Genomic DNA, 24,138 nt, shown 5'->3' with positions numbered 1-24,138 from the left:
CTCGTCGGTGGGGCGGGAGGGGGGCAGGTCGGAGAGGGGGCGGGGCGGGAGGAGGCCGCAGAGCATGACGAAGCGGCCGTGGGGGTCGGAGGCGGTGTGGATCAGGGTGACGTCGGCGGCGTCGGCGGGGATGCCGGTCTCCTCGTGGAGTTCTCGCACGCACGCCTGCTGCCAGCTCTCGCCGAAGTCCATGTAGCCGCCGGGGAAGGCGAGTTCGCCGTAGCCGGGTTCGATGGTGCGGCGGATGACGACGAGGGCGGGGTCGTCGTCGGGGCGGGTGACGGGCAGGACGGTGACGGCGACGGGCAGGGGGTTGCGGTAGCTGATCTCGGCGCAGCCGGGGCAGGTGCGGGGCCAGGCGTCGGTGCCGGGCGGGTAGGGGGTGCCGCAGAAGTGGCAGTGGGAGAAGGGCCGGTGGGCCGTCTGGACTGCGTCGGTGGTCATGGCCGGATGGTAGCCCGAGGGGGCGGCCGGTCGTGGCCGTGGTGGTCGAACGACCCGGTGGTCAGGGGGAGTCGGGGCTGTGTCCGGTGTCGTGGTCGCCCTCGCGGGCGGGGCGCAGCAGGGCGGGGTGGAGGAGGCGGGCGTCGCCGGCGTGGTAGGTGCGGGCGCGGGGGCCGCCGCGGGTGCCGCCTCGGGGGGTGGTGGTGCCGGTGCTCTCGACGAATCCGGGGACGGACAGCACCTTGCGGTGGAAGTTGCCGGGGTGGAGCTTCTCGTCCCAGACGGCCTCGTAGACGGCGCGCAGGTCGGGGATGGTGAAGTCGTACGGGAGGAAGGCCGTGGCGAGGGGGCTGTACTCGAGTTTGGCGCGCACCCGGTCGAGGCCGTCGGCGAGTATGCGGGCGTGGTCGAAGGCCAGGGCGAGGGCGCCGGTGGGCCCGTCGACACCACCCCCGTGGGTGTCGACGGGCCCACCGGCCGGTGTGGAGTGGCCGTGGGGGCGTGCGGACAGGTCGAGGCCCTGGACGGGGTGCCAGGCGGCGCCTGCGGCGTCCGTGCCGGCCTGCGGGTCGGGCAGGTCGGGGGCGAAGGCGAGGTAGGCGACGGAGACGACGTGCATGCGCGGGTCCCGGTCGGGGGCGCCGTAGGTGCCGAGCTGTTCGAGGTGGAGGCGGTGGAGCGCAGTCTCCGTCTCGGAGGCGCCGTGCAGGCCCGTCTCCTCGGCGAGCTCGCGGGCGGCGGCCTGGTCGAGGCTCTCCTCGCCGGCGCGCAGGAAGCCGCCGGGCAGGGCCCAGTGGCCCTGGTAGGGCGGGGCGCCGCGCTCGACGAGGAGGACGTGGAGGCGGCCGTGGCGCAGCGTCAGGGCGACCACGTCGACGGTGACGGCGACGGGGGTGTAGGCGCGCGGGTCGTACGCGGCGAGCCACTGCTCCTCGGAGTGGAGGGCGTTCGGGGGCTCGGGCGCGTGCGGAGGCTCGGGCGCGTGCGGGAACGCCGGGGAGCCGTTGGTGGGCGGGGGCTGTTCGTCCGCTGTCATCCTCGGCTCCTCTCCGCGCTGGCAGGGGGTGGCGGGTGCCGTCGTTCTCCGGGTGAGCACAACGTAGCGATCGCTTTCCCGGACGGCAAATGGTTTTCCCGGTCGGCGAGGGGTCCTTCCTTCTAGGCTGTGACCGGGAACGACCGCGTCCGAGGAGACCGACATGCCCACTGCTCCCCCGCTGGATCTCGCGTCGGCCCTGGCGGCCGGTCCGCTGGTGCTGGACGGCGGGATGTCGAACCAGCTGGCGGCGGCGGGGCACGACCTGTCGGACGCGCTGTGGTCGGCGCGGCTGCTGGCGGACGCGCCGGAGGCGGTGGTGGCGGCGCACCGGGCGTACTTCGAGGCCGGGGCGGACGTGGCGATCACCGCGAGCTACCAGGCGAGTTTCGAGGGGTTCGCGCGGCGCGGGATCGGTCACACGGAGGCGGCGTACCTGCTGGCGAGCAGTGTGGACCTGGCCCGGGAGGCGGCGCGGGCGCTGCCGGGCGGGCGGCGGCGCTTCGTGGCGGCCTCGGTGGGCCCGTACGGGGCGGTGCTGGCGGACGGTTCGGAGTACCGGGGCCGGTACGGGCTGGGCGTGGCGGAGCTGGCGGCCTTCCACCGGCCGCGGCTGGAGGTGCTGGCGGCGGCGCGCCCGGACGTGCTGGCGCTGGAGACGATCCCGGACACGGACGAGGCGCGGGCGCTGCTGGGCCTGGTGCGGGGTCTGGAGGTGCCGGCCTGGCTGTCGTACAGCGTGGTGGGCGGGCGGACGCGGGCCGGGCAGCCGCTGGAGGAGGCGTTCGCGCTGGCGGCGGAGGTGGACGAGGTGCTGGCGGTGGGGGTGAACTGCTGCACGCCCGAGGACGCGGACCGGGCGGTGGCGCTGGCCGCCGAGGTGACCGGCAAGCCGGTGGTGGTGTACCCGAACAGCGGGGAGGAGTGGGACGCGGGCCGGCGGGGCTGGCACGGGGAGCCGACGTTCCGTTCGGCGCGGGTGGGCGGCTGGCTGGCGGACGGGGCGCGGCTGGTGGGCGGCTGCTGCCGGGTGGGGACGGACGGGATCGCCGCGCTGGCGGCGGAGGTGGCGGTGCTGAGGGCCCAGCGGGCCGGCGCGTAGGGCGGGCGCGCGAGGTCGACCGCGCGCGAGGTTAACAAAGGGCCGACCGCGGGTTACCGAGGGGGAAGGTGCACGGACCGGATTCGGCCTGGCAGACTCGTCCCCGTCAACTCTGCGGTCGACATTGTCGACCGCCCTTCAGCGCGGAGGTACCCATGCCCGGCCCGATCCAGTCGCTCTCCCGGGCCGCCGCGATCATGCGCCTGCTGGCCGGCGGCGAGCGCCGGCTGGGCCTGTCCGAGGTCGCGACGGCGCTGGGCCTGGCCAAGGGCACCGCGCACGGCATCCTGCGCACGCTGCAGCAGGAGGGGTTCGTCGAGCAGGATCCGGAGAGCGGCAAGTACCAGCTGGGCGCCGAACTGCTGCGGCTGGGGCAGAGCTACCTGGACGTGCACGAGCTGCGGGCGCGGGCCCTGGTGTGGGCGGACGACCTGGCCCGGGCGGCCGGGGAGACGGCCTACCTGGGGGTGCTGCACCAGCGGGGCGTGCTGATCGTGCACCACGTGTTCCGGCCGGACGACACCCGGCAGGTGCTGGAGGTGGGCTCGATGCAGCCGCTGCACAGCACCGCGATCGGCAAGGTGCTGCTGGCCTACGACCCGGTGGCGCGCGGGGAGTTGGGCGACGGGCCGTACGAGTCGTACACCGTGCGCACGCTCACCGCGGCGGCGGACGTGGACGCGGAGTGCGCGCTGATCCGCGAGCGCGGCTGGGCGGACTCGGTGGAGGAGACCTGGGAGGGCGTGGCCTCGATCGCCGCGCTGATCCAGGACCGGCGGCGCAACCCGGTGGGCGCGGTGTGCGTCAACGGGCCGGTGGAGCGGATCTGCGAGGACGGCTTCGTGAAGCCCTCACTGGTGGCCTCGGTGCGCAGCGCGGCGCGAGCGATCTCGCGGGACCTGGGCGCCGGGCGGTTCTGAGCGGCAGTTGTCATCGTCACAGGCGGACGGCCTTCCGGCCCGTCCGCCTGTGGCGTTTTGCCCTGTTTCGCGGCGCCGGCCTGGGTAACGTCGGGGGATCTCCGGAGGGAAGGGTCACAGCTGCGTAACCCCGCCTTGACGTGGGGGTGACCTGCGGAGCAAGCTTCCGCATGACGGTCGACATTGTCGAACGATGGCCGGGAAGATCACTCCCACGCTGCGCTCACCCGCACACCGATCGATCGGCCGCCCACCCCACCCCCACCTCCGGGCCATATGGACAAGGGAGTCTTTGTGTCCGCGTTCTCCACGGGCGACGTCTTCGTCGGCGAAACCCTCGGCACCGCCGCCCTGATAACCCTCGGCGGCGGCGTCTGCGCCGCCGTGACCCTCAAGAAGTCGAAGGCGCTCAACGCCGGCTGGCTGGCGATCACCTTCGGCTGGGGCTTCGCCGTCCTGACCGCCGCCTACATGACCGGCGAGAAGTCCGGCGCGCACCTCAACCCGGCCGTCACCCTCGCGCTCGCGGTCAAGAGCGGCGACTGGAGCCAGGTGCCGCTCTACATCGGCTCCCAGATGCTGGGCGCGATGATCGGCGCCGTCATGGTCTGGCTCGCCTACCTCGGCCAGTTCCAGGCCAACAAGGAGCCCACTCTCGGCATCTTCTCGACCGGTCCCGAGATCCGGAACCCGATCCAGAACGTGATGACCGAGGTCATCGGCACCTTCGTGCTCTGCATGGCGATCCTCACCCTGAGCCCCAAGCTCGGCGCCGGCGGCACCGTGATCGTCGCGCTCGTCGTGGTCAGCATCGGCCTCTCGCTCGGCGGCCCGACCGGCTACGCGATCAACCCGGCCCGCGACCTCGGCCCGCGCATCGTGCACTCGCTGCTGCCGATCCCGAACAAGGGCGGCTCCGACTGGTCCTACGCCTGGGTCCCGGTCGTCGGCCCGATCATCGGCGGCCTGGCGGCCGGCGGCGTCTACAACGCCCTGTTCTAGAGCGCGGGTTCGAACCCGCCGCACACGGGGACTGACCGGACGAGCAGCCCACCGCCCGGACGCGTCAGACCCACCCACCCCGTAGTCCCCCCGAACCCGAGCCGAGGACCTCCCCATGACGACCTCCACCGGCAACTACATCGCCGCGATCGACCAGGGCACCACCTCCAGCCGCTGCATCATCTTCGGCGCCGACGGCCGCATCGTCTCCGTCGACCAGCAGGAGCACCGGCAGATCTTCCCCCAGCCCGGCTACGTCGAGCACGACGCCGCCGAGATCTGGACCCGCGTGCAGTCCGTCGTGCGCGGCGCGCTGGAGAAGGCCGGCCTGACCAAGGACGACATCCGCGCCATCGGCATCACCAACCAGCGCGAGACCACCGTTCTGTGGGACAGGCACACCGGCGAGCCGGTCCACAACGCGCTGGTGTGGCAGGACACCCGCACCGAGGGCCTCTGCCGCGAGCTGGGCCGCAACGTCGGCCAGGACCGCTTCCGCCGCGAGACGGGCCTGCCGCTGGCCAGCTACTTCGCCGGCCCGAAGATCCGCTGGCTGCTGGACAACGTCGAGGGCCTGCGCGAGCGCGCCGAGGCCGGCGACATCCTGTTCGGCACCATGGACACCTGGGTGATCTGGAACCTCACCGGCGGTGTCGACGGCGGCAAGCACGTCACCGACGTGACCAACGCCAGCCGCACCATGCTGATGAACCTCAAGACCCTCGCCTGGGACGAGAGCATCGCCGAGTCGATGGGCGTGCCGCTGGCCGTCCTCCCGGAGATCCGCTCCTCCGCCGAGGTGTACGGCGAGGCCGTCGGCGACCTGGCCGGCGTGCCCGTCGCCTCCGCGCTCGGCGACCAGCAGGCCGCGCTGTTCGGCCAGACCTGCTTCAACGAGGGCGAGGCGAAGTCCACCTACGGCACCGGCACCTTCCTGCTGCTCAACACCGGCGAGAAGATCGTCAACTCGTACCACGGCCTGCTGACCACCGTCGGCTACCGCATCGGCGACCAGGCCCCGGTGTACGCCCTGGAAGGCTCCATCGCCGTCACCGGCTCGCTCGTCCAGTGGCTGCGCGACCAGCTCGGCATCATCTCCACCGCCGCCGAGATCGAGACCCTCGCCAACACCGTCGAGGACAACGGCGGCGCCTACTTCGTCCCGGCCTTCTCCGGCCTGTTCGCCCCGTACTGGCGCTCCGACGCCCGCGGTGTGATCGCCGGCCTCACCCGGTACGTCACCAAGGGCCACCTGGCCCGGGCCGTCCTGGAGGCCACCGCCTGGCAGACCCGCGAGGTCGTCGACGCCATGGAGAAGGACTCCGGGGTCGAGCTCACCGCCCTCAAGGTCGACGGCGGCATGACCAGCAACAACCTGCTCATGCAGAACATCGCCGACGTCCTGAACGCCCCGGTCGAGCGCCCGTACGTGGCCGAGACCACCGCCCTCGGCGCCGCCTACGCGGCCGGTCTGGCCGTCGGCTTCTGGAACGACCTCGACACCCTGCGGGCCAACTGGCACCGCGCCGCGGAGTGGACGCCCCGGATGGACGAGGACACCCGGGAGCGCGAGTACAAGAAGTGGCTCAAGGCCGTGGAGCGCACCATGGGCTGGGTGGAAGAGGAAGAGACCAACTAACTGACCGACCCGCCGGCCGGGGCATCACGCCCCGGCCGGCCGGTCCCGTTTCAGGCCCGCCGCACCGGGCCGACCGGTCCCTCCCGCAGGGGCCGAACCGCACACGAGAGGAGTAACGGCCCGCCTGCGCCGGGGGCCGTACACAACCACCATGGCAACCATCCCGACCCTGGGCGCCGAGCGCACCGCCGGCCACACCGCCTCCCGCGCCGAGACCCGCGAACTGCTCGGCAAGGCCACCTACGACCTGCTGGTGATCGGGGGCGGCATCCTCGGCACGGCCGTCGCCTGGACCGCCTCCCAGGCCGGCCTCAAGGTCGCCATGGTCGACGCGGGCGACTTCGCCGGCGCCACCTCCAGCGCGTCCTCCAAGCTCGTCCACGGCGGCCTGCGCTACCTGCAGACCGGCGCGGTCAAGCTCGTCGCCGAGAACCACAAGGAGCGCCGCGCGCTCGCCACCGACGTCGCCCCGCACCTGGTCAACCCGCTGACCTTCTTCGTGCCGGTCTACAAGGGCGGCCCGCACGGCGCCGCCAAGCTCGGCGCCGGCGTCTTCCTGTACTCCGCGCTCTCCGCCTTCCGCGACGGCATGGGCCGGGTCTCCACCGCCGCCCACGCCGCCCAGCAGGTGCCCGCGCTGCGCACCGAGGGCCTGCGCTCGGTGGCCGTCTACGGCGACCACCAGATGAACGACTCCCGCGTCGCGGTCATGACCGTGCGCGCCGCCGTCGACGCCGGCGCCGTGGTGCTCAACCACGCCGAGGTCACGGGCCTGCGCTTCACCGGCGGCCGGGTCACCGGCGCCGAGCTGCGCGACCGCCTCGACGGCACCGAGTTCGGTGTCGACGCCCGCCTGGTGCTCAACGCCACCGGCCCGTGGGTCGACCACCTGCGCAAGATGGAGGACGCCGGCGCCGCGCCGTCGATCCGCCTCTCCAAGGGCGCGCACGTCGTCGTCAAGCGCCGCTCGCCGTGGCGCGCCGCGCTGACCATCCCGATCGACAAGTACCGCGTCTCCTTCGCCATCCCGTGGGAGGACCACGTCCTGCTCGGGACCACCGACGAGGAGTACACCGGCGACCCGGCGGACGTGCGCGCCACCCAGGCCGACATCGACCAGATCATGGGCGAGGCCGGCCACGCGATCCGCGACGAGCACCTCGACCGCGACCTGATCACCTACGCCTTCGCGGGCCTGCGGGTGCTGCCCGGCGGCCCCGGCGACACCGCCGCCGCCAAGCGCGAGACCGTCGTCACCGAGGGCAGGGGCGGCATGCTGTCCGTCGCCGGCGGCAAGTGGACCACCTACCGCCACATCGGCCGCACCGTGCTGGAGAAGCTGGCCCACGTGCCCGGCACCAGCCTCGGCGAGGACATGTCCCCCATCGCCGCGACCGTCCCGCTGCCGGGCGTCGGCGCGCCGAACGCGGTGGCGCACCGCCTGCTGATCGACCGCGAGCCCGGCTCGCGGATGGAGCCGCTGGTCGCCAAGCACCTGGCCAGCCACTACGGCACCCTCTCCTTCGAGATCGCCCGCCTGATCGACGAGAACCCCGAGCTCGGCCGGCCGATCCACGAGGACGGGCCGGACGTGTGGGCCCAGGTCGCGTACGCCGCCGACAACGAGTGGGCGTACACGGCGGACGACGTGCTGCGCCGCCGCACCACCATGACGGTGCGCGGGCTGGACACGCCGGAGATCAAGGCCGAGGTGGATGCCTTCCTCGCGAAGCGCGGAACCAAGTAGGCACAGCCTCGCGAAGCGAGTTCTTCGCGGCTCAGGGCGGGCGTCCGGGGTTTACCCGGGCGCCCGCCCTTTTGTTGCACTCATCCGTACAAGATGCGTCACGATCTCATCAACTTCTTAAGGAAAGATTCAGATTCTGAGCTGATTTGTCCGACTTATCATGATCATCTTCCTTCCTGATCTTGCCTATGCTCCGGTTCGCTCGACCAAGAGCAAACCAAGGAGTTCCCATGCACGTACCAAGACGGGCCCTCGTCGGCCCGCTGTCGCTCGCGGTGGCGCTGTCGCTGTCGCTGGCCGGCGCGGCCCCCGTCGCCTTCGCGGCCAAGCCCGAGGACAAGCCCTCCCCCGGCAAGGCGCCGACCGCGGCCGCCCTCGACCCCACCGGCAGCATCGCCGCCGCCCGCGCCGCCGCGCGCAAGGACGGCAAGCGCGTCGAGGCGGTGTCCGAGCGCAGCGAGGTCTCCACCACCTGGGCCAACCCGGACGGCACCCTCACCACCGAGCTCGCCGCCGGGCCGGTGCGCTTCCTGCGCGACGGCGCCTGGACCGACGTGGACCTGACGCTGCGCCGGAACGCGGACGGCTCGGTGGCCCCGGTCGGGCACCCGCACGGCATGAAGCTGGCCGCCCCCGGCGGCAAGCGGCCCCGCACCCTCGCCGAGTCGCAGGCTGCCACCGCCGCCGCGGAGCCCTCCCGCACCCTGGTGTCCCTCGGCTCCGGCGAGGACGAGCTGGCGCTGGAGTGGCGCGGCGGCCTGCCCCAGCCCCGGCTCGACGGCCCGCGCGCCGTCTACCCGGACGCCATCGGCGACGGCGCCGGGGACCTCGTCGTCGAGGCGAACCGGACCGGCTTCGAGCAGTTCGTCGTCCTCAAGCAGCGCCCGGCGAACGGCGGTTACTCGTACACCATGCCGCTGCGGGCCAAGGGCCTGAAGGCCGAGCCGCAGCCGGACGGCGGGGTGCTGTTCACCGACCGGAAGAACGGGCACAAGCGGGCCCTGCTGCCCGCCCCCGTGATGTGGGACGCCACCACCGAGGCCGGTTCGCGCGAGCACCCTCGGCAGGCGAAGGTCGGCCTGGAGGTCGTCCAGCACGGCGACCGCGTCGACCTGGTCTTCAGCCCGGACGCCGCCTTCCTCGCCGACCCGGCCACGAAGTACCCGGTCACCGTCGACCCGTCCACCACCGGGCTCGGCAACGCCCTGGACACCCGCGTCCAGAAGGGCGAGACCGTCGACTGGTCGGCCGACGTCGAGCTCTACTGGGGCAACTCCGGCACCAAGAACGCCGACGGCAGCTCCCGCGAGGCCCGTTCGCTGATCAACTGGAACACCGCCTCGATCGCGGACTCCCTCGTCCAGAGCGCCACGCTGTCGCTGTACAACATCCACTCCGGCAACAGCGACTGCCTCCCGTACACCTGGGAGGTCTGGGACACGGGCCTGGCCTCCACCGCCTCGCGCTGGACCAACCAGCCGCTCTGGAACACGAAGAAGGCGACCTCCACCGAGACCAAGGGCCGTGACCTCTGCGGCGGCGACGGCTGGATCAACGCCGACGTCACCAACCTCGTGCAGACCTGGGCCTCGGCGAGGAACCAGGTCTCCGGGATGGGCCTGCGGGCGCCCGACGAGGTCAGCACCAAGTACTGGAAGGAGGTCAACTCCGCCAACGCCGCCACCAACGTGCCGAAGCTGACGGTCAACTACAACTACCGGCCGCGCACCGGCACCAACCAGCAGGCCGGCCCGCCGTTCAAGCAGGACGGCACCGGCACCTGGCGGGTGGACACCACCACCCCCGTGCTGCGGGACACCTTCGTCGACCCGGACGGTGACAAGGTCACCGGCACCTTCCAGCTGGTCGACGCCATCTCCGGCGCGCAGGTCGGCAACGTCAACGTCTCCGGCTACGTGCCCAGCGGCACCCCGGCCGAGGTCACCGTCCCGGCGGGCCTGCTCCAGTACGGGCACACCTACCGGTTCCGCACCTCGCCCTACGACGGGCTGCACTACAACCTCGGCTGGTCCGCCTGGGCGACCTTCAGCGTCTCCCCGCTGCCCGACGTGCCGAGCGCCCTGCAGACCGGCGCCCAGCAGACCCTCACCCCCGTGTTCTCCGCGCTGGTGACCAACCCCAACCAGGGCCGGGTGCGCACCGAGTTCGCGCTCAAGGGCGCGAACGGGCAGCCGCTGCCCACCGTGCTGCCGCCCGCCTGGGTGGACAGCGGGACCCGGGCCTCCGTCCAGGTGCCGGACGGCGCGCTGGCCGACGGCGGCACCTACAGCTGGGCGGCCCGCGCCTGCGCCGCGGTCGGCTGCTCGGCCTGGAGCGCCGACCAGCCACTGACCGTCGCCGTGGTCAAGCCCCCGGCGCCGCCGGCGCCCACCACCGTGGTCCTCACCGGCCCGACCCTGGCCGACGCCTCGGTGGCCGCGCTCTGCCCGGCCGCCGGCTGCCCCGCCGCCGACCCGGCCGAGCTTCGCGTCGGCAACACCACCGACGCCGGCAGCTGGAGCAGCTGGCTCAAGCCCGACCTGACCGTGGTGCCCGCCGGATCCCGGGTCGTCGGCGCCCGGCTGGCACTGACCCGCTCGGACTGCCCGACGGGCTGCGCCGAGGCCGCCGTCGACGTCTTCCAGCTCGGCTCGGCCTGGACTCCCGCGCAGGACGGCGCCGCGCTGACCGCCGCCGTGGGCGCCGAGAGCTTCGCCTCGGGAGCCAAGCTCTCCGAGGTGGACCTGGCGCCGATGGCCGGCTCCTGGATGGAGAAGGGCGAGGCGTACGGTCTGGCGCTGCGCCCGCCGGCCGGATCGACGGACACCGCCCGCTACTTCTCGGCCTCAGCGGCCGACCCGGCGCAGCGGCCGAAGCTGACCCTCGACTACCTGGCGCCCACCGCGCCCGGCCCGGCCGAGCTGGTCACCGCCACCCCGGGTGACGCCGGACTGGTCGTCACCTGGAACGCCCCGACCGACCGGGGGTCGGTGGGCGAGGTCGGCTACGCCGTCCGGGTGGAGACCTCGGCGGGCGTGCTCGTCCAGGAGCAGAGCACCGGGGACGTGCGCGCCACGTTCACCGGGCTGGACAACAGCCGGTCCTACCGCGTGCTGGTCACCGCCCGCAGCAGCTACGGCAGTGCCGCCCCGGCCGCCTCACCGGTCGTCCAGGGCGCGCCCACCGCGGGCGGGCCGGACCAGTACCGCGGCTACGTGCAGGAGTACCTGGACGCCCGCAACAAGATCAAGATGAGGCCGGGCTTCACCGCGCCGGACGCCGCCGCCGAGGCCGCGCACGGCACCGTCTTCGTCGACCTGCTGGCCACCCAGGAGGCTTCGCTCGTCGCCAACCGCGAGGCGCTGGCCACGCAGAACGAGCAGTACGTCGCGGCGGCGGTCTCGCTGACCGACGTGGTGGTCGACCAGCAGACGGCCGGGAAGGTCGTGGTGCGCGCCACCGTCAAGGACTCGGTGATGATCCGCGCCGGCGGCGTGGACTCGCCCAGCGAGAGCGTCGGCGCCAAGCGGTTCGAGTTCAACGTCGGCACCGCCGCGCTGCTGGCCACCGAGGCCGACGACCTCGCCGCCCAGCAGAAGCTGTCCGCCTCGGCGAGCGCCCAGGCCCAGGTGGAGGTGGCCGACGCCGGCCAGCCCGACCCGGCCGACGCGCAGAAGGCGGTGCCGCTCGACGCCGACGGCTTCCCCGTCAAGCCGGCCACGCCGGCCGGCGGCGCCGTCCCCGCCGGGTACAACTACAACGGCACCGCCGACTGGGCCCGCCGCAACGTCGGGATCAAGTGGGACTACAAGCAGGACTGCACCAACTTCGTCTCCAAGGCGCTCTACTACGGTGGCGGCATGCGCTACCGGTACGGCTGGAAGTGGACCGACGGCGCGTGGTGGCAGAACGACCAGTGGTTCTTCGGCTGGCACCTCAACCGCAGCTACACCTGGGCCGGCGCCGCCAACCTGCAGCGGCACCTGCTCAACCACCGGTACTCGACCTGGCTCCGGTGGACGTCCGAGGCGCGGCCCGGCGACGTGGTGTTCTTCAAGTGGCGCAACGAGAAGGTGATCAACCACACCGCGGTGGTGGTCAGTTGGGGAGCACGCATGGAACTGCGCCAGCACGGGCGCCAGGGCGTCACCACACTGGACGAGGTGCTGTCCTACTACCGGCAGAAGGGTGACCCGATCGAGTGGTTCGTCGTCGTCCGCCCGCTCGGAACCAGCTGATGGTCCGTCCCCGCCTCCGTCCCCGATCTCGTCCCCGCCTTCGTCCCCTGCCCGGCGCGGCCGTGCTCGCGGCGCTGCTCGCCTCCGCCGTACTGGCGGGCTGCGGCGGCCCCTCGGACGCCGAGCTGGAGTACGCGGGCGACTACGCCGGCCATCCGCACCTGAAGGTCGCCGGCTATCCGACCACCGACACGCTGGGCCTCGTCCAGCAGGTGGTCTGGCGGCTCGCCGACGGCTCCTCGGACCGGCTGACGAAGCTCGCCGCCTCGGAAGGCACGACCGCCGAGCGCAAGGACGCCTCGGCGGCCTGGGTCCGCGACTACGGGAAGGGCGCGCAGGGAGCCGTCACCGCCGACTTCCAGGACGACCCGACCGATCGGCAGGCCGTGGTGCTCACCTTCCACGCCACCGGCCAGGTCAAGGAGATCCAGCTGCGCCAGGACGGGCACGCGGGTGAGGACGGCTGGAAGGTCCTGCTGAAGTAGCAGCAGCCGTCACCGGACGCGGACGGGCGGGCGCTCCCAGGTGGAGCGCCCGCCCGTTCGGCGTCGTGGGGGGTGCCGTCAGATGATCAGGCTGAGCGGCATGATCAGGGCGATCGCCACCACCGAGATCACCGTCTCCATCACCGACCAGGACTTGAGCGTCTGCCCGACGCTCATCCCGAAGTACTCCTTCACCAGCCAGAAGCCCGCGTCGTTGACGTGCGACAGGAACAGCGAGCCCGCGCCGATCGCGAGTACCAGCAGGGCCGCGTGGGTGGAGGACATGTTCGCCGCGAGCGGGGAGACGATGCCCGCCGCGGTGATGGTGGCGACCGTGGCCGAGCCGGTGGCCAGGCGGATCAGCACCGCGATCAGCCAGCCCAGCAGCAGGGCGGAGATGTGCCACTTGCCGGACCACTCGCTGACCGCGTTGCCCACGCCCACGTCGATCAGGGTCTGCTTGAAGCCGCCGCCCGCGCCGACGATGAAGACGATGCCGGCGATCGGGCCCAGGGACTTGCCGACGGTGTCGGAGATCCGCGCCTTGTCGAAGCCGGCCGCCCTGCCGAGGGTCAGCATGCCGAGCAGGGTCGCGGCGAGCAGGGCGATCAGCGGGGAGCCGACGAAGTCGAACACCCGCTGGCCGAGCGCCTTCGGGTCGTCGATCACCACGTCGGCGAGGGCCTTGCCGAGCATCAGCACGACCGGCAGCAGGATGGTCGCCATCACCGCGCCGAAGGACGGGGTGCGCTCGGGGCGGTCGCTCTCCTCGGGGGCGGTGGCGGCCGGGATCTCCAGCGGGCCGACCCAGCGCTCGGCGAGGCGGGAGAACAGCGGGCCGGCGATGATCAGCGTCGGGACGGCGACCAGCAGGCCCAGGGCCAGGGTGACGCCGAGGTCGGCCTTGAGCGCGTCGACGGCCACCAGCGGGCCCGGGTGCGGGGGCACCAGGCCGTGCAGCACCGACAGGCCCGCCAGGGCCGGGATGCCGACCCGCATCAGCGGCACGTTGCCGCGACGGGCGACCAGCAGCACAATCGGGATCAGCAGGACGACGCCGACCTCGAAGAACAGCGGCAGGCCCAGGACCGCCGCGATCAGCGCCATCGCCCAGGGCAGCGCCCTGTTGCCCGTACGGGACAGGACGGTGTCCGCGATGATGTTGGCGCCGCCGGAGTCGGCGAGCAGCTTGCCGAGCATCGCGCCCAGGCCGATCAGCAGGCCGACGCCGGCCACGGTGGAGCCGAAGCCCGTGGAGAAGCTGCTGAGCAGCTTGTCGAAGGGCGCGCCCGCGACGGCGGCCAGCAGCCCGGAGCCCAGGGTGAGGGCGAGGAAGGGGTGCAGCTTGAACTTGGTGATCAGCAGGACGATCGCGCCGATGCTGAGCAGGACGGCGACGAGCAGCTGGGAGTCACTGCTGGTGTGCGGCAGGGCCGGTGGGGCGGCCGCGAGGAGGGTGGGGGCAATCACGCGAGGTCTCCATTGACCGGCCGCAGCAGCGCCACGGCCTTCTCGACGAGTTCTTCGGGGGACGGGCCGACGTCCAGTACGGCACCGAGCTCGTCCGCGCCCAGGGCCTCCAAGGTGGCGTACTGGGAGTCGAGCAGCGAGGCCGGCATGAAGTGGCCGGTGCGGTGGGCGATCCGGTCCTCGACCAGGTCGTGACCGCCGCTGAGGTGCAGGAAGAAGGCGCCCGGGGCGGCCGCGCGCAGGATGTCGCGGTAGCCGTGCTTCAGCGCCGAGCAGGTGACCACACCGCCGGTGCCGTCCTCGGCGTGCTCCTTCAGCCAGGCGCCGATGGCGCGCAGCCAGGGTTCACGGTCCCGGTCGTCCAGCGGGGTGCCGGCGGACATCTTGGCGATGTTGGCCGGCGGGTGGAACTCGTCCGCCTCGGCGAAGGGGAGATCGAGGCGGTCGGCCAGGAGGCGGGCCAGGGTGGTCTTGCCGACGCCTGAGACGCCCATCACCACGACGGTGAGGGGGGTGGTCCCGGGGACGGCACGGTTCTCGGCGCTGAGAGCCATGGGTGGTGCTCCTTCGTTGCAGGCCGCCACTATCGCCTCAAAGATATGACGTATTCAAGTGGCGGAAACCAAATCGTCATACTTTTGGACTGTGGGGTGCGTCGCAGGGGTCCTTCGCACGCGCGGCGGGGCGGCGTCTAGGCTGAGCGGATGGAGATCCAGGGGCTGCCCGGCCGGCTGCTTGCCGAGCTCGGGCCGGCGATCGCGTCGGGGGAGATCCCCGAGGGGGCGGTGCTGCGCGGGGAGGATCTGGAGGAGCGCTTCGGGGTCTCCCGGACGGTCGTCCGGGAGGCTGTGCGGATCCTGGAGGGCATGCGCCTGGTGGCCTCCCGCCGCAGGGTCGGGATCACCGTGCAGCCCAGGTCGCTCTGGGACGTCTTCGACCCGATGGTGATCCGCTGGCGCCTGGCCGGCGCGGACCGCTCCGCCCAGCTGCGCTCGCTCGGCTCGCTGCGGGTCGCCGTGGAACCGGCCGCCGCCGCGCTCGCCGCCGTCCACGCCAGCGACGACGAGCGGCGCGAACTCAGCTCGCTTGCCGTCGAGTTGACGGTCTCGGCGCGGGCGGCGGACCTCAGCACCTTCCTGCGGCACGACATCGCCTACCACGCGCTGATCCTGCGCGCCTCGGGCAACGAGATGTTCGCCCACCTCGGGGACACCGTGGGGGCGGTGCTCACCGGGCGCACCGAGTACCACCTGATGCCGCATCAGCCGGAGTCGTACGCGATCCGGCTGCACCGCGAGGTCGCCGAGGCGATCTGGGCCGGGGAGGCCGGGCGCGCCGAGCAGGCGATGCGCACCATCGTGACCGGCGCCCTGGAGGAGCTGAACCAGCAGCTGGACTGACGGACCGTACCGGCCGGGACACTGCCCGGATGACACGGTTTGGCGGCAGTTCTGTCGGTTCGGCCGATTCGGACGCATGGTCCTGGTTCGACGGGGCAGAGTGGGTCGAGGGGGCGCCTTTCGTGTGCGCCCGCCCCGAGTTCACCACCGAATTCGCGCCTGGGGGTCGCTCGATGTCCGTACCACGCCGCCGTCGCCGCCTGCCCGACGAGGTGCGCGCCGCCGCCGTACGGGCGGTGCTCTCCTTCTCCTTCACGCTGGTGGGCATCGTGGTCGCGACGCTGGCCTCGTACGCGGGCAGTTCGCTGCTCACGCCCGCGCTGATGGCGATGGGGCTGGGGGTGTTCGGCACGATGTGGTGCCTGCTGGAGATCCTGATCTCCCGGCAGGTGGCCGCCCAGCGGCTGCGGGCGCAGGCGGCGCCTCGTCCGCAGCCGTACCGGGCGCCGGAGCCGCTGGCTCCCCGGCCGCTTCCCCGGCCAGGACAACAGGCCCGGCCCGGGCAGCAGCCCCGGCCCGGCCAGCAGCAGGCGCGGTCACAGGCCCCGGGCGGGCGTCAGCAGACCGCCCGGTAGTGGGTGGTGAGCCGGCGGTCGCCGTCCAGGACGTGGAAGGCGAGCATCGGCGGGTGGTCGAAGGCGATGCCGCGGCCGCCCTCGCAGGGCAGGGTGACGGTGGAGACCACGCCGGGGGCGACCAGCAGCGGCAGGCCGGCGAAGGTGGTCGCGGCGCCGGTGTGGGCGTGGCCGCACAGCAGCGCCACCACCCGGGGGTGACGGCGCAGCACCCGCGCCAGCCGTACCTCCTCGAACTGGCGGATGGCGTCCACGGTCGGAACGTGCAGCTCCACGGGCGGGTGGTGGAAGGCGACCAGGGCGGGCACCTCGGCGCGGCCGGTGGCCAGTTGCTCCTCCAGCCAGTCCAGGGTGGGGTCGTCGAGCAGGCCCTCGCTGCGGCCGGGGACCGACGAGTCGAGCATCAGCACGTCCACGCCGGGGAGTTGGTGCAGCCGGTTGACCGGCTCCTCCGTCGCCGCCTCGCCCAGCAGCACCTCCCGGTACGGCTCCCGGCGGTCGTGGTTGCCGGGGCAGATGAGCACCGGGTGGCGGGACTTGAGCACCTTGGCGACCTGCCGGTACTCCTCCGCCAGGCCGTGGTCGGCGAGGTCCCCGGTGACGAGCACCGCGTCCAGCGGGCCGGGCAGGGCGTCGAGGTACGCCATCACCTGCTCGGCCCGCTTGCGGGCCCGCCGTCCGCCGTCGCCCTTGTGGGACTGGCCGAGGTGGATGTCACTGAACTGCGCGATCGTCAGCATGCCCGTAACGCTAGGGCTTCGGGACTGCCTCCGCCGGGCGCTTGAACATCCGGGTGGCGGTGATCTCGCCGTGGACGGCCGGGCCGTCCGGGTCCTGCGGGGCGGGCAGGCCCGGGCGCAGGTGCTCCTCCACCGAGATGTACTTGAGGCCGGCGCGCAGGTCGGCGTCGTTGCGCAGGCGGATCACCAGCGGGAACTCGGCGAGCGCGGTGGTGTCGAACAGGCCCGTGGTGTAGATCAGTTGGACGCCGAGGGCGTCGGCGACGGCCCGCTGGAGCTCCAACAGGTAGGTGGCGTTGGCGCGCCCGATCGGGTTGTCGAGGAACAGCGTTCCGGCGTGCCGGAGTTGGGACTGCCCACGGTCGTTGGCGCGCAGCGCGGCCATGGTGCAGTAGAGCGCGATGGCGGCGGTGAGCAGCTGGCCGCCGGAGAAGACGTCGGACATCTGGCCGACGCCGACGCGCTCGGCGCGCAGCACCGCGTCCGGCTTGAGGATCTCGACGCTGACGCCCTTGGGGCCGATGGCCGCGGCGACACCGCGAAGCAGCAGGGACATGCCGTCGCGGCGCAGGTCGCTGTTCTTGCGGACGGCGGCGCGGGTGGCCTCGTCGATGACCTCGCCGAGGCGCTCGACCAGGGTGGCGTGGTCCGGGTCCTCGAAGCGGATGCGCAGGAACTCCTGGCCGGACCACTCCCCCAGCCCCTCGGGCAGCCGGGACAGGCGCTGGGCGGCGCGCAGGGTGGTGAGGGAGGACTCGACGAGGCCCCGCAGCCGGTCGACGATCGAGCCGCGGTTGCGCTCCAGCTGGGTGAGTTCGTCGGTGAGCACCCGCAGCCGGGGGGCGAAGGCGGTGGCCCAGTTGGCGGCGTGCTCGGGCAGCGCGGAGGCGGGCAGTTCGCGGATCTGCTGGCGGGCGGGGGTGCGGACGGCCTCGTAGCGGGCGGAGTTGGCGTGCCGGACGAGGGCGTCGGAGGCGTCGCGGACGGCGAGTTCGGCGGAGGACAGCTCGCCGGCGGCGGTGCGCAGGGCGCGCCGGGCGTCGGTGGCGGCCGTACGGGCCTCGGGCAGGGCGCCGAGGTAGGGCTCAACGCTCTGGCCGTCGTCCTCCTGGTGGTCGCGCAGGCCGTCGCGCAGCTGCCCGGCGAGTTCGTCGAAGTCGGTGGCGGCCAACTGGGCGGTGTTGAAGGTGCGCTGGAGGTCGGCGTGGGCGGTGCGGGCGGCGTCCAGGGCCTCGCGGCGTTCGGCGAGGCGGCCGGTGGCGGTGCGCAGCAGGGTCTGGGCGTGCTCGGGGTCGGTGGGGACGAGCTCCTCGGGCAGCTCGGTGTGGGCCTCGCCGTTCGCGGGGGCGGAGCGTTCGGCCTCGCCGCGCAGGCGGCCGAGCTGCTCGCTGGCGGCGGCCGCGCGGGCCTCGATGGTGGCGACGAGCTCCTCGGCGCGGGCGGCGGCGGCCTGGCGGGCGGGGCCGTCGGCGCCGTCGGGGCTGCCGAGGAGTTCCTCGGCGCGGGTGCGGACCTTGTTGGTGAGCCGGTCGAGTTCGGTGGCGGCTGCGGCCTCGTCGCCCTCGGCGCGGGCCTGTTCGGCGCGCAGGTCGGCGCCGACGCCGACCTTCTCGTACAGCTGGGAGGCGGCGCGGTACGCCTCGCGCAGGGCGGGCAGGGCGGCGGGGGCGCTGTCGGCCTCGGTGTCGGTCTGCTCGGCGGCGGGGATCTCGGCGCGTTCGGCGCGCAGGGCGCGGGCGGTGCGGCGGGCGTCGTCGGCGGCGCGCTGGGCGGCGCGGCGGTCCTCGTCGCAGGTGCGGGCGCGGTCGGCGCACAGGCTCTGGCGGCGGTCGCACTCGGTGGCGTCCTCGGCCAGTTCGCGCCGGCGGCGGGCCCAGTTGGCGCGTTCGCGCAGGCGGAAGGCGAGGCCGGAGAGGGCGTCGGCGCGTCGGCGGGCGCGCTGGGCGCTCTCGCGGTGCTCCTCGTGGGCGGAGGCGGCGGCGGCGTGGTCGGTCTCGGCCTCGTCGTGGTCGGCGCGCAGGGTGGCCAGGGCGGCGGCGGCCTGTTCGGCGTGCTCGCGGGCGGTGTCGGCGGCGGCGGCGAGTTCGGCGAGGGTGCCGGGCGGGCAGGACGCGTGCCAGGAGGCGAGGCGGGCGGCGAGGGCGCGGTCGGCGCCGAGGCGGGCGGCGAGTTCGCGGATGTGCTCCTCGCGGGCGGCGGCGCGGGTGCGCAGTTCGCGGCGTTCGCCGTCGGCGGCGGACTCGTCGTGCATGGCCGGGTTCGGCGGTACGAGGAAGAAGGCGGGCTCGTCGGTGATCGGGGCGATCAGGGAGGCGGCGGCGCCGACGGCGACGGTGGAGCGCGGCAGCAGGGCGGCGGACTGCAGGGCCTCGCGGGCGCGCTCCAGCGAGGCGGGGTCGGTGACCACGACGCCGTCGACGAGTTCGGGGCGGGCGGCGAGGATCGCCTCGTGGTCGGCCGGGTCGACGGACTGGGCGAGGTAGCGCCAGCCGGGCAGGGCGGGGATGCCGTGCTCGGCGAGGTACTCGACGGTGGCGAGCACGTCCGGGCCGGGCGGCAGCAGGCCCCCGTCGCCGAGGGCGGCGAGGATGCGGGAGTCGTCGGCCGCGGCGGTGCGCAGCTCGAACAGGGTGCGTTCGGCGGTGGCGATGGCCTCGTCGAGGAGTTCGCGCAGGTACTCGGCGTTGCGGTCGAGGACGGCGGGGGTGAGGAAGCCGGCGTCCTCCTCGGCCTGCTCCCCGTCTTCTGCCCAGTCAGTAGGGGCGGCGGTCAGGGAGAGCAGGTCGGCGAGGCGCTCCTCGGTGGCGAGCAGGGCGGCGGTGCGCTGCTCGGCGGCGAGGGCCCGGGCGGCGGCCTTGCGGGCGTCGCCTGCACGTTCGGCGGCGAGCTCGGCGCGCCCGGTCGCGGCGGACGCCTCGCGCAGCCGGGCGGCGGCGCTCTCGGCGGCCGTACGGGCCTGGGCGAGGGCGGCGGCGGCGCTCTTCTCGACGTCGGCGGCGTGCAGGGCGGCGCGGGCCGGGTCGATGTCGCCGTCCGCGTCGATGAAGCCGGCCTCGACGGCGGCGGCGGTCTCCTGCTCGACCTCGGCGAGGCGCTGGCGCAGGTGCTCGGCCTCGCTGCGGGCCTTCTGGGCGGCGGTGGCGGCCTCGGTGGCGTCGGACTGCGCCTTGGCGCCGTCCTCCTGGAGTTCGCCGGCGCGCTGCTCCTCGGTGTCGGCGCGGGTCTCGGCGGCCGCGGCGGCGGCTTCGAGGGCGCGGGCGAGGGCGGTGGCGGCGAGGGCCCGGGCGGCGAGGGCGGGGGCGGCGTCGAGTTCGGCCTCGCGGATGGCGGCGGCGACGCGGGTGACGCGGTCGGCGGCGGCGCGGTGGCGCAGCACCGCCTCGGCGGCCTGCCAGGCGGAGTGCAGGGTGCGGGCCTCGGTGAGTTCCCGGCGCAGGGCGGCGGCCTCGGCGGTGGCGGCGGCCAGGCCCAGGGAGGCGTGGCGGTAGGTGAGTTCGTCGACGATGAGGTGGTGCCGGGTGCGGTCGGTCTCGGCGGCGGTGACGGCGCTCGCGGCGGCGGCGACCTCGACGGAGAGGTCGTGGGCGCGGTCGCGTTCGGCGGCGGCGCGGGTGGCGAGGGCCTGGGCGAGGCGGCGGGTGCGGCGTTCGGCGGTGCGGTGGGCCTCGCGTACGCCCTCGCGGGCGGCGGTGGCCTCGGCGATGCGCTCGAGGAGGTCCAACGAGCCTGCGGTGAAGTCGCGTTCGGCGGTGAGTTCGGAGCGCAGGCCAAGCTTGGCGGCGAAGCCGTGGACGAGGTCGGCGAGGCCGTCGGTGTCGCGGGTGTCGGTGACGGCGCGCAGCAGTAGGTCGGTGAAGTCGCTGTCGTGCTTGACGGCGAAGAGGCCGGCGGCCTCGCCCTCGTCGGCGTTCATCTCCCGCTGGTAGCGGAAGAGTTCGGGGTCGAGGCCGAGTTCGCCGAGGTGTTCGGTCCAGCGGTCGTGGCCGTCCTCGAAGACGAGGTCGAGATGCGGGTGGGCCTTGCCGGCCTCGGACATGGCGTCGCGGAAGCCCTTCATGGTGCGGCGGCGGCCGCGGGCCTTCTGGTCACCGGCGAGGCTGACGCGTTCGGCGACGGGCAGCGAGTCGAGGGTCAGGCCCGGGCCGGGGCGGAAGGAGTACCAGCTCTCGGCGAACTTGCGCGGGTCGGAGGAGACCTGGCGGCCGCGCCACTCGCTGGCCTTGCCGACGACGATGAGTTCGCCGGTGACGGTGTGCTGCCACTCCAGGGCGACGTGGCCGCAGTCGTCGGCGAGCAGGAACTTGCGCAGCACGCCGGAGCTGGCGCCGCCGAGGGTGTTGCGGTGGCCGGGGAGCATGACCGAGAAGATCAGCTTGAGCAGGACGGACTTGCCGCCGCCGTTCTCCAGGAAGAGCACGCCGGCCGGGGCGGGGCGGCGCACGGGGCCCTCGGCCTCCTCGCCGAACAGGCCGATCTGCTGGGGGGCCGGGTCGGCGACGGGCTCGCCGACGCCGCGCAGGTCGAGCACCGTGTCGGCGTAGCGGGCGCCGGCCGGTCCGATCGAGTAGAGGCGGACCCGGTTCAGCTCGTACATGTGCGGCGGTTCTCCGTGGCTTGCGTGGTTGGAGCTTGCGTGACTGGAGCTTGTGTGGCTGGTGCTCGCGTGCCTGGCGAGTGTGGTCAGAGCGAGTGCGGTCAGAGCGAGTGGAAGGGCAGGCCCGCGTCGGCGACCAGGTCGTCGGTGGTGTCGGGCGGCAGCAGGCTGGCGGTGCCGTCGGAGACGGGCACGACGCCGAGGTCGAGCAGTTCGGCCATGGCGGCGCTGCCGGCCAGGTCGCGGACCTGGAGCTGGTAGCGGGCGGTGGTGCGGTAGGTGCCGCCGGAGTCGTCGGAGACCTTCTGCAGGAAGCCGGAGTCGACGAGGAAGAGCACGGCCTTGGCGACGATGCCGGTGGTGGAGCCGGACAGGCGCCGGGCGTCCTTGGTGGCGCCGGTGGCGGTGCGGCGGGACCAGACGCGCCAGGCGGCCTCCAGGCCGGGGGCGTCGGTGGTGGGGTCGGTGTTGGCGCCCTCGGCGTCGGCCTGCTCCTCGAGGCGGCGGCACGCCTGGCGGACGAAGGCGTCGACGCCGTTGACGGTGATCCGGCCGAGGTAGGTGTCGTCGGCGAGGTCCTCGGGGCGGGGGAAGGCCATCGCGGCGACGGCGAGGTGGGCCAGGCCGTGCAGGAAGCGGTCGGTGGACTCGGAGGCGGCGCGGCGCGAGTAGTCGCCCATGCGGACGGCGAACAGGGAGTCCTCGGCGGCGGCGACGGCCATGCCGGCGCGCGGGGAGACCTCGAGGACGACCAGGCCCATGCCGGTGGCGATGGCGTCGGCGAGGCGGGCGAAGGGCGGGTCCTCGCGGTGGCGGCGCACGAGCTCGGCGTACTCGGCGTCGCGGGCGGGCAGCAGCTTGGCCTGGAGGCCGAAGGAGACCAGGCGGGCGGCGTCGGCGACGTCGGCGGGGGTGATCGGCGCGGGGGCCGCGGGTTCGCTCTCGCCCGCCCAGGACGTGTCGTGGTGGGTCGTCACGGGCGGTGCTCCTCGGTGCGGTGGGCGTTCTCGTACGTACGGGTGGTGCGCGGGGGCGGCGCTCAGCCGGCGTCCTTGCGCTCGGCGGCCATGCCGGCCGCGTCGAGCAGGGCGCTGCCGACGATCAGGTCGGCGCCGCCGAACTCCCGGTCGCGCAGCGGGGTTCCGTCGTCGACGGCGAAGAGCAGCCGCTCCTCGCCCTGGCGGTAGGCGGTGCCCACCGGCGGGCTGGCGGCGTGCACGGCGAGCAGGGCGACGAGGTAGGGCAGGTCCGGGTCCTGCTTCCGGGCCTCGGCGAGCAGGCCGGACAGGCGCCGGGGGGCGTCCGGGGCCAGGTCGAGCAGCAGCAGGGCGGCTTCGAGCTGGGCCTCGGAGAAGCGGCTGTCGTCCGGGGTGGCGACGAGGTCCGGGTCGGGCAGTTCGGCGCCGAGGTGCTCGCGTTCGACGGGCGGGGTGAGCAGCAGGTCGACGAGGTCGGTGACGCGGACGGAGACGGGGGTGCGCAGGCCCGTGCCGAGGGCGAAGAAGGCGTCGGTGGGGCGGACGGCCTGTTCGACGGGCAGCCGCAGGACGGGGGCGAGCAGCTGCCCGTACAGGTCGATGCCGCTGCGGGCGCCGGGGGTGGCGAACGCCTGGCGGTCCTGTTCGGCGCGGAAGAGCGGGCCGGCCTCCAGCAGGCGGGTCTGGAGCTGGGTGTGGCGGCGGATGCAGTCCTTGACGATGTCGACGAGCTCGGCGGCCCGGCGCTTGTGCTCGGCGTCCTCGGCCTCGTCGCGGGCCTTGCGGATGTTGGTGAGGATCGCGTTCTCGTGCCGGTAGCGGTCGGCGATGTGGTCGAGCGCCTCGTCGATGAGGTCGGGGACGGCCTGCATCCAGTCGACGGCGCGCACGTTGCGGCGGGTGGCCTCCAGGGCGCGGCGCAGCGTCTCGGCGTACTGGACGGTGCGGTAGCGGGCCTGTTCGGCGGCGAGCTGGGCGTCGGCCAGGCGGCCGCGGCGGATCAGCACCTCGAGCTTGACCTCGGCGGCGATCTGGGCCGAGGTGACGTCGGTGTCGAGGGCGCCGACCAGGACGTTGACGGCCTCGTCGGTGGTGCGCAGGTAGACGCCGCCGTCGGGGCCGGGGACCTCTTCGATCAGCTTGAAGTCGTAGTCGCGGCGCACGTAGGCGCCGTCGGCTCCGAAGGTGCCGTAGACGGCGCGGAAGCCGCGGTCGACGCTGCCGACGTTGATCAGCGACTCGAGGACCCAGCGGGCGACGCGCTCGTGCTCGGCGGTGTGCCGGGCGGGGGCCTGGGCGGCGACGCGGGGCAGCATCCGGGCGAGGACTATGTCGCGGTCGGCGCCGGTGTCGAAGTCCATGTGGAGGGTGACGAGGTCGATCGCGGCGAGGCCGACCTCGGCCATCGCGTAGCCGCCGTACTCGCCGGCCAGGTTGACCTTGCGGTTGTCCAGGTCGTGCAGCGGGGCGGTGCAGGCCAGCGCCTTGAGCCGGCGGGCGAGGCCCTCGTCGGCGGCGGGCCCGGGCGCGGGGCGCGCGGCGGGCAGGCCGACGGCGCCGGCGGCGGGCCGGAGTCCGGGCTCGGTGGGCGGGTCTGCGATGGCGGTCACGGTGGACAAGATTAGGGGTTCGCACCGACATCAACCGAAACGGGCCTCCCACCCCAAGCTTGTTGAACACGTTCAAATATAGGGTCTAGAGTCGTGCCGTGCAGGCGGGACAAGGCCCGGCCTGCGATTTCGGCACGCCCGGGCTTCACCCGGGCCTGC

17 protein-coding genes are annotated in these 24,138 nt (G+C 73.8%); 9 read left to right on the top strand and 8 right to left on the bottom strand.

All coding sequences use genetic code 11. The features are described 5' to 3' along the window. The coding region (locus IH61_RS0119575) for an NUDIX domain-containing protein (protein WP_037973077.1) at positions 1-444 on the bottom strand (444 nt) is incomplete at its 3' end. 61 nt (positions 445-505) lie between these two features. Further along, positions 506-1,480 carry an NUDIX hydrolase gene (locus IH61_RS0119570; RefSeq protein WP_078911244.1) on the bottom strand — a complete coding sequence of 325 codons (975 nt, stop codon included), beginning with the start codon at positions 1,478-1,480 and terminating at the stop codon, positions 506-508. A gap of 163 nt (positions 1,481-1,643) precedes the next feature. Here IH61_RS0119570 and mmuM point away from each other — a divergent pair, with 163 nt between their 5' ends. The 7 genes from mmuM to IH61_RS0119535 all read left to right on the top strand — a co-directional run bounded on the left by mmuM (position 1,644) and on the right by IH61_RS0119535 (position 12,613). After that, positions 1,644-2,582 (top strand): homocysteine S-methyltransferase, encoded by a 939-nt coding sequence (gene mmuM / locus IH61_RS0119565; RefSeq protein WP_031071513.1) that lies wholly within the window; start codon positions 1,644-1,646, stop codon positions 2,580-2,582. Between the two features lie 155 nt (positions 2,583-2,737). Continuing rightward, a complete protein-coding gene (locus IH61_RS0119560) occupies positions 2,738-3,502 on the top strand; it encodes an IclR family transcriptional regulator (RefSeq protein WP_031071511.1) in 765 nt (254 codons plus the stop codon). A gap of 294 nt (positions 3,503-3,796) precedes the next feature. Continuing rightward, on the top strand, positions 3,797-4,504 hold the full coding sequence (locus tag IH61_RS0119555) for an MIP/aquaporin family protein (protein ID WP_234327246.1): 708 nt from the start codon (positions 3,797-3,799) through the stop codon (positions 4,502-4,504). A 115-nt stretch (positions 4,505-4,619) separates the two neighbouring features. Then, positions 4,620-6,143, top strand: coding sequence for a glycerol kinase GlpK (glpK, locus tag IH61_RS0119550; protein ID WP_031071507.1), 1,524 nt, complete (start codon positions 4,620-4,622; stop codon positions 6,141-6,143). 151 nt (positions 6,144-6,294) lie between these two features. Further along, positions 6,295-7,890, top strand: coding sequence for a glycerol-3-phosphate dehydrogenase/oxidase (locus IH61_RS0119545; RefSeq protein WP_031071505.1), 1,596 nt, complete (start codon positions 6,295-6,297; stop codon positions 7,888-7,890). Between the two features lie 230 nt (positions 7,891-8,120). Next, positions 8,121-12,128, top strand: a complete 4,008-nt coding sequence (locus IH61_RS50305; protein WP_031071503.1) for a DNRLRE domain-containing protein — start codon at positions 8,121-8,123, stop codon at positions 12,126-12,128. 62 nt (positions 12,129-12,190) lie between these two features. Next, the gene (locus IH61_RS0119535; RefSeq protein WP_031071501.1) at positions 12,191-12,613 is read left to right on the top strand and encodes a hypothetical protein; all 423 of its coding nucleotides are present in this window, start codon (positions 12,191-12,193) and stop codon (positions 12,611-12,613) included. Positions 12,614-12,691: 78 nt separating this feature from the next. On the opposite strand, the gene IH61_RS0119530 is transcribed toward IH61_RS0119535, so the two are convergent. Both IH61_RS0119530 and IH61_RS0119525 read right to left on the bottom strand, forming a co-directional pair. Further along, a complete protein-coding gene (locus IH61_RS0119530) occupies positions 12,692-14,080 on the bottom strand; it encodes a gluconate:H+ symporter (protein WP_107057183.1) in 1,389 nt (462 codons plus the stop codon). Then, positions 14,080-14,637, bottom strand: coding sequence for a gluconokinase (locus IH61_RS0119525; protein WP_051837460.1), 558 nt, complete (start codon positions 14,635-14,637; stop codon positions 14,080-14,082). The genes IH61_RS0119530 and IH61_RS0119525 overlap by 1 nt, the downstream gene beginning before the upstream one ends. 150 nt (positions 14,638-14,787) lie before the next feature. Between IH61_RS0119525 and IH61_RS0119520 the strand changes: the two genes are divergently transcribed. Both IH61_RS0119520 and IH61_RS43030 read left to right on the top strand, forming a co-directional pair. After that, entirely contained in the window at positions 14,788-15,483 is a 696-nt protein-coding gene (locus tag IH61_RS0119520) for a FadR/GntR family transcriptional regulator (protein ID WP_031071495.1), read from the top strand. A gap of 173 nt (positions 15,484-15,656) precedes the next feature. Beyond that, positions 15,657-16,058, top strand: a complete 402-nt coding sequence (locus tag IH61_RS43030; protein ID WP_158845089.1) for a hypothetical protein — start codon at positions 15,657-15,659, stop codon at positions 16,056-16,058. Here IH61_RS43030 and IH61_RS0119510 read toward each other — a convergent pair. The 4 genes from IH61_RS0119510 to IH61_RS0119495 all read right to left on the bottom strand — a co-directional run bounded on the left by IH61_RS0119510 (position 16,040) and on the right by IH61_RS0119495 (position 23,916). Continuing rightward, positions 16,040-16,798, bottom strand: a complete 759-nt coding sequence (locus IH61_RS0119510; RefSeq protein WP_031071492.1) for a metallophosphoesterase — start codon at positions 16,796-16,798, stop codon at positions 16,040-16,042. The genes IH61_RS43030 and IH61_RS0119510 overlap by 19 nt on opposite strands. Before the next feature lie 10 nt (positions 16,799-16,808). Next, positions 16,809-21,392, bottom strand: a complete 4,584-nt coding sequence (locus IH61_RS0119505; RefSeq protein ID WP_031071489.1) for a hypothetical protein — start codon at positions 21,390-21,392, stop codon at positions 16,809-16,811. 101 nt (positions 21,393-21,493) lie between these two features. Next, entirely contained in the window at positions 21,494-22,369 is an 876-nt protein-coding gene (locus IH61_RS0119500; RefSeq protein ID WP_031071487.1) for a hypothetical protein, read from the bottom strand. Positions 22,370-22,431: 62 nt separating this feature from the next. Further along, entirely contained in the window at positions 22,432-23,916 is a 1,485-nt protein-coding gene (locus IH61_RS0119495) for a hypothetical protein (protein WP_037973091.1), read from the bottom strand. Between the last annotated feature and the right edge of the window lie 222 nt (positions 23,917-24,138).

Origin of the sequence: Streptomyces sp. NRRL WC-3742 (genome assembly GCF_000720635.1) — a bacterium.
Classification (GTDB): Bacteria; Actinomycetota; Actinomycetes; order Streptomycetales; family Streptomycetaceae; genus Kitasatospora.
This window is presented reverse-complemented; position numbering and strand designations above follow the sequence as displayed.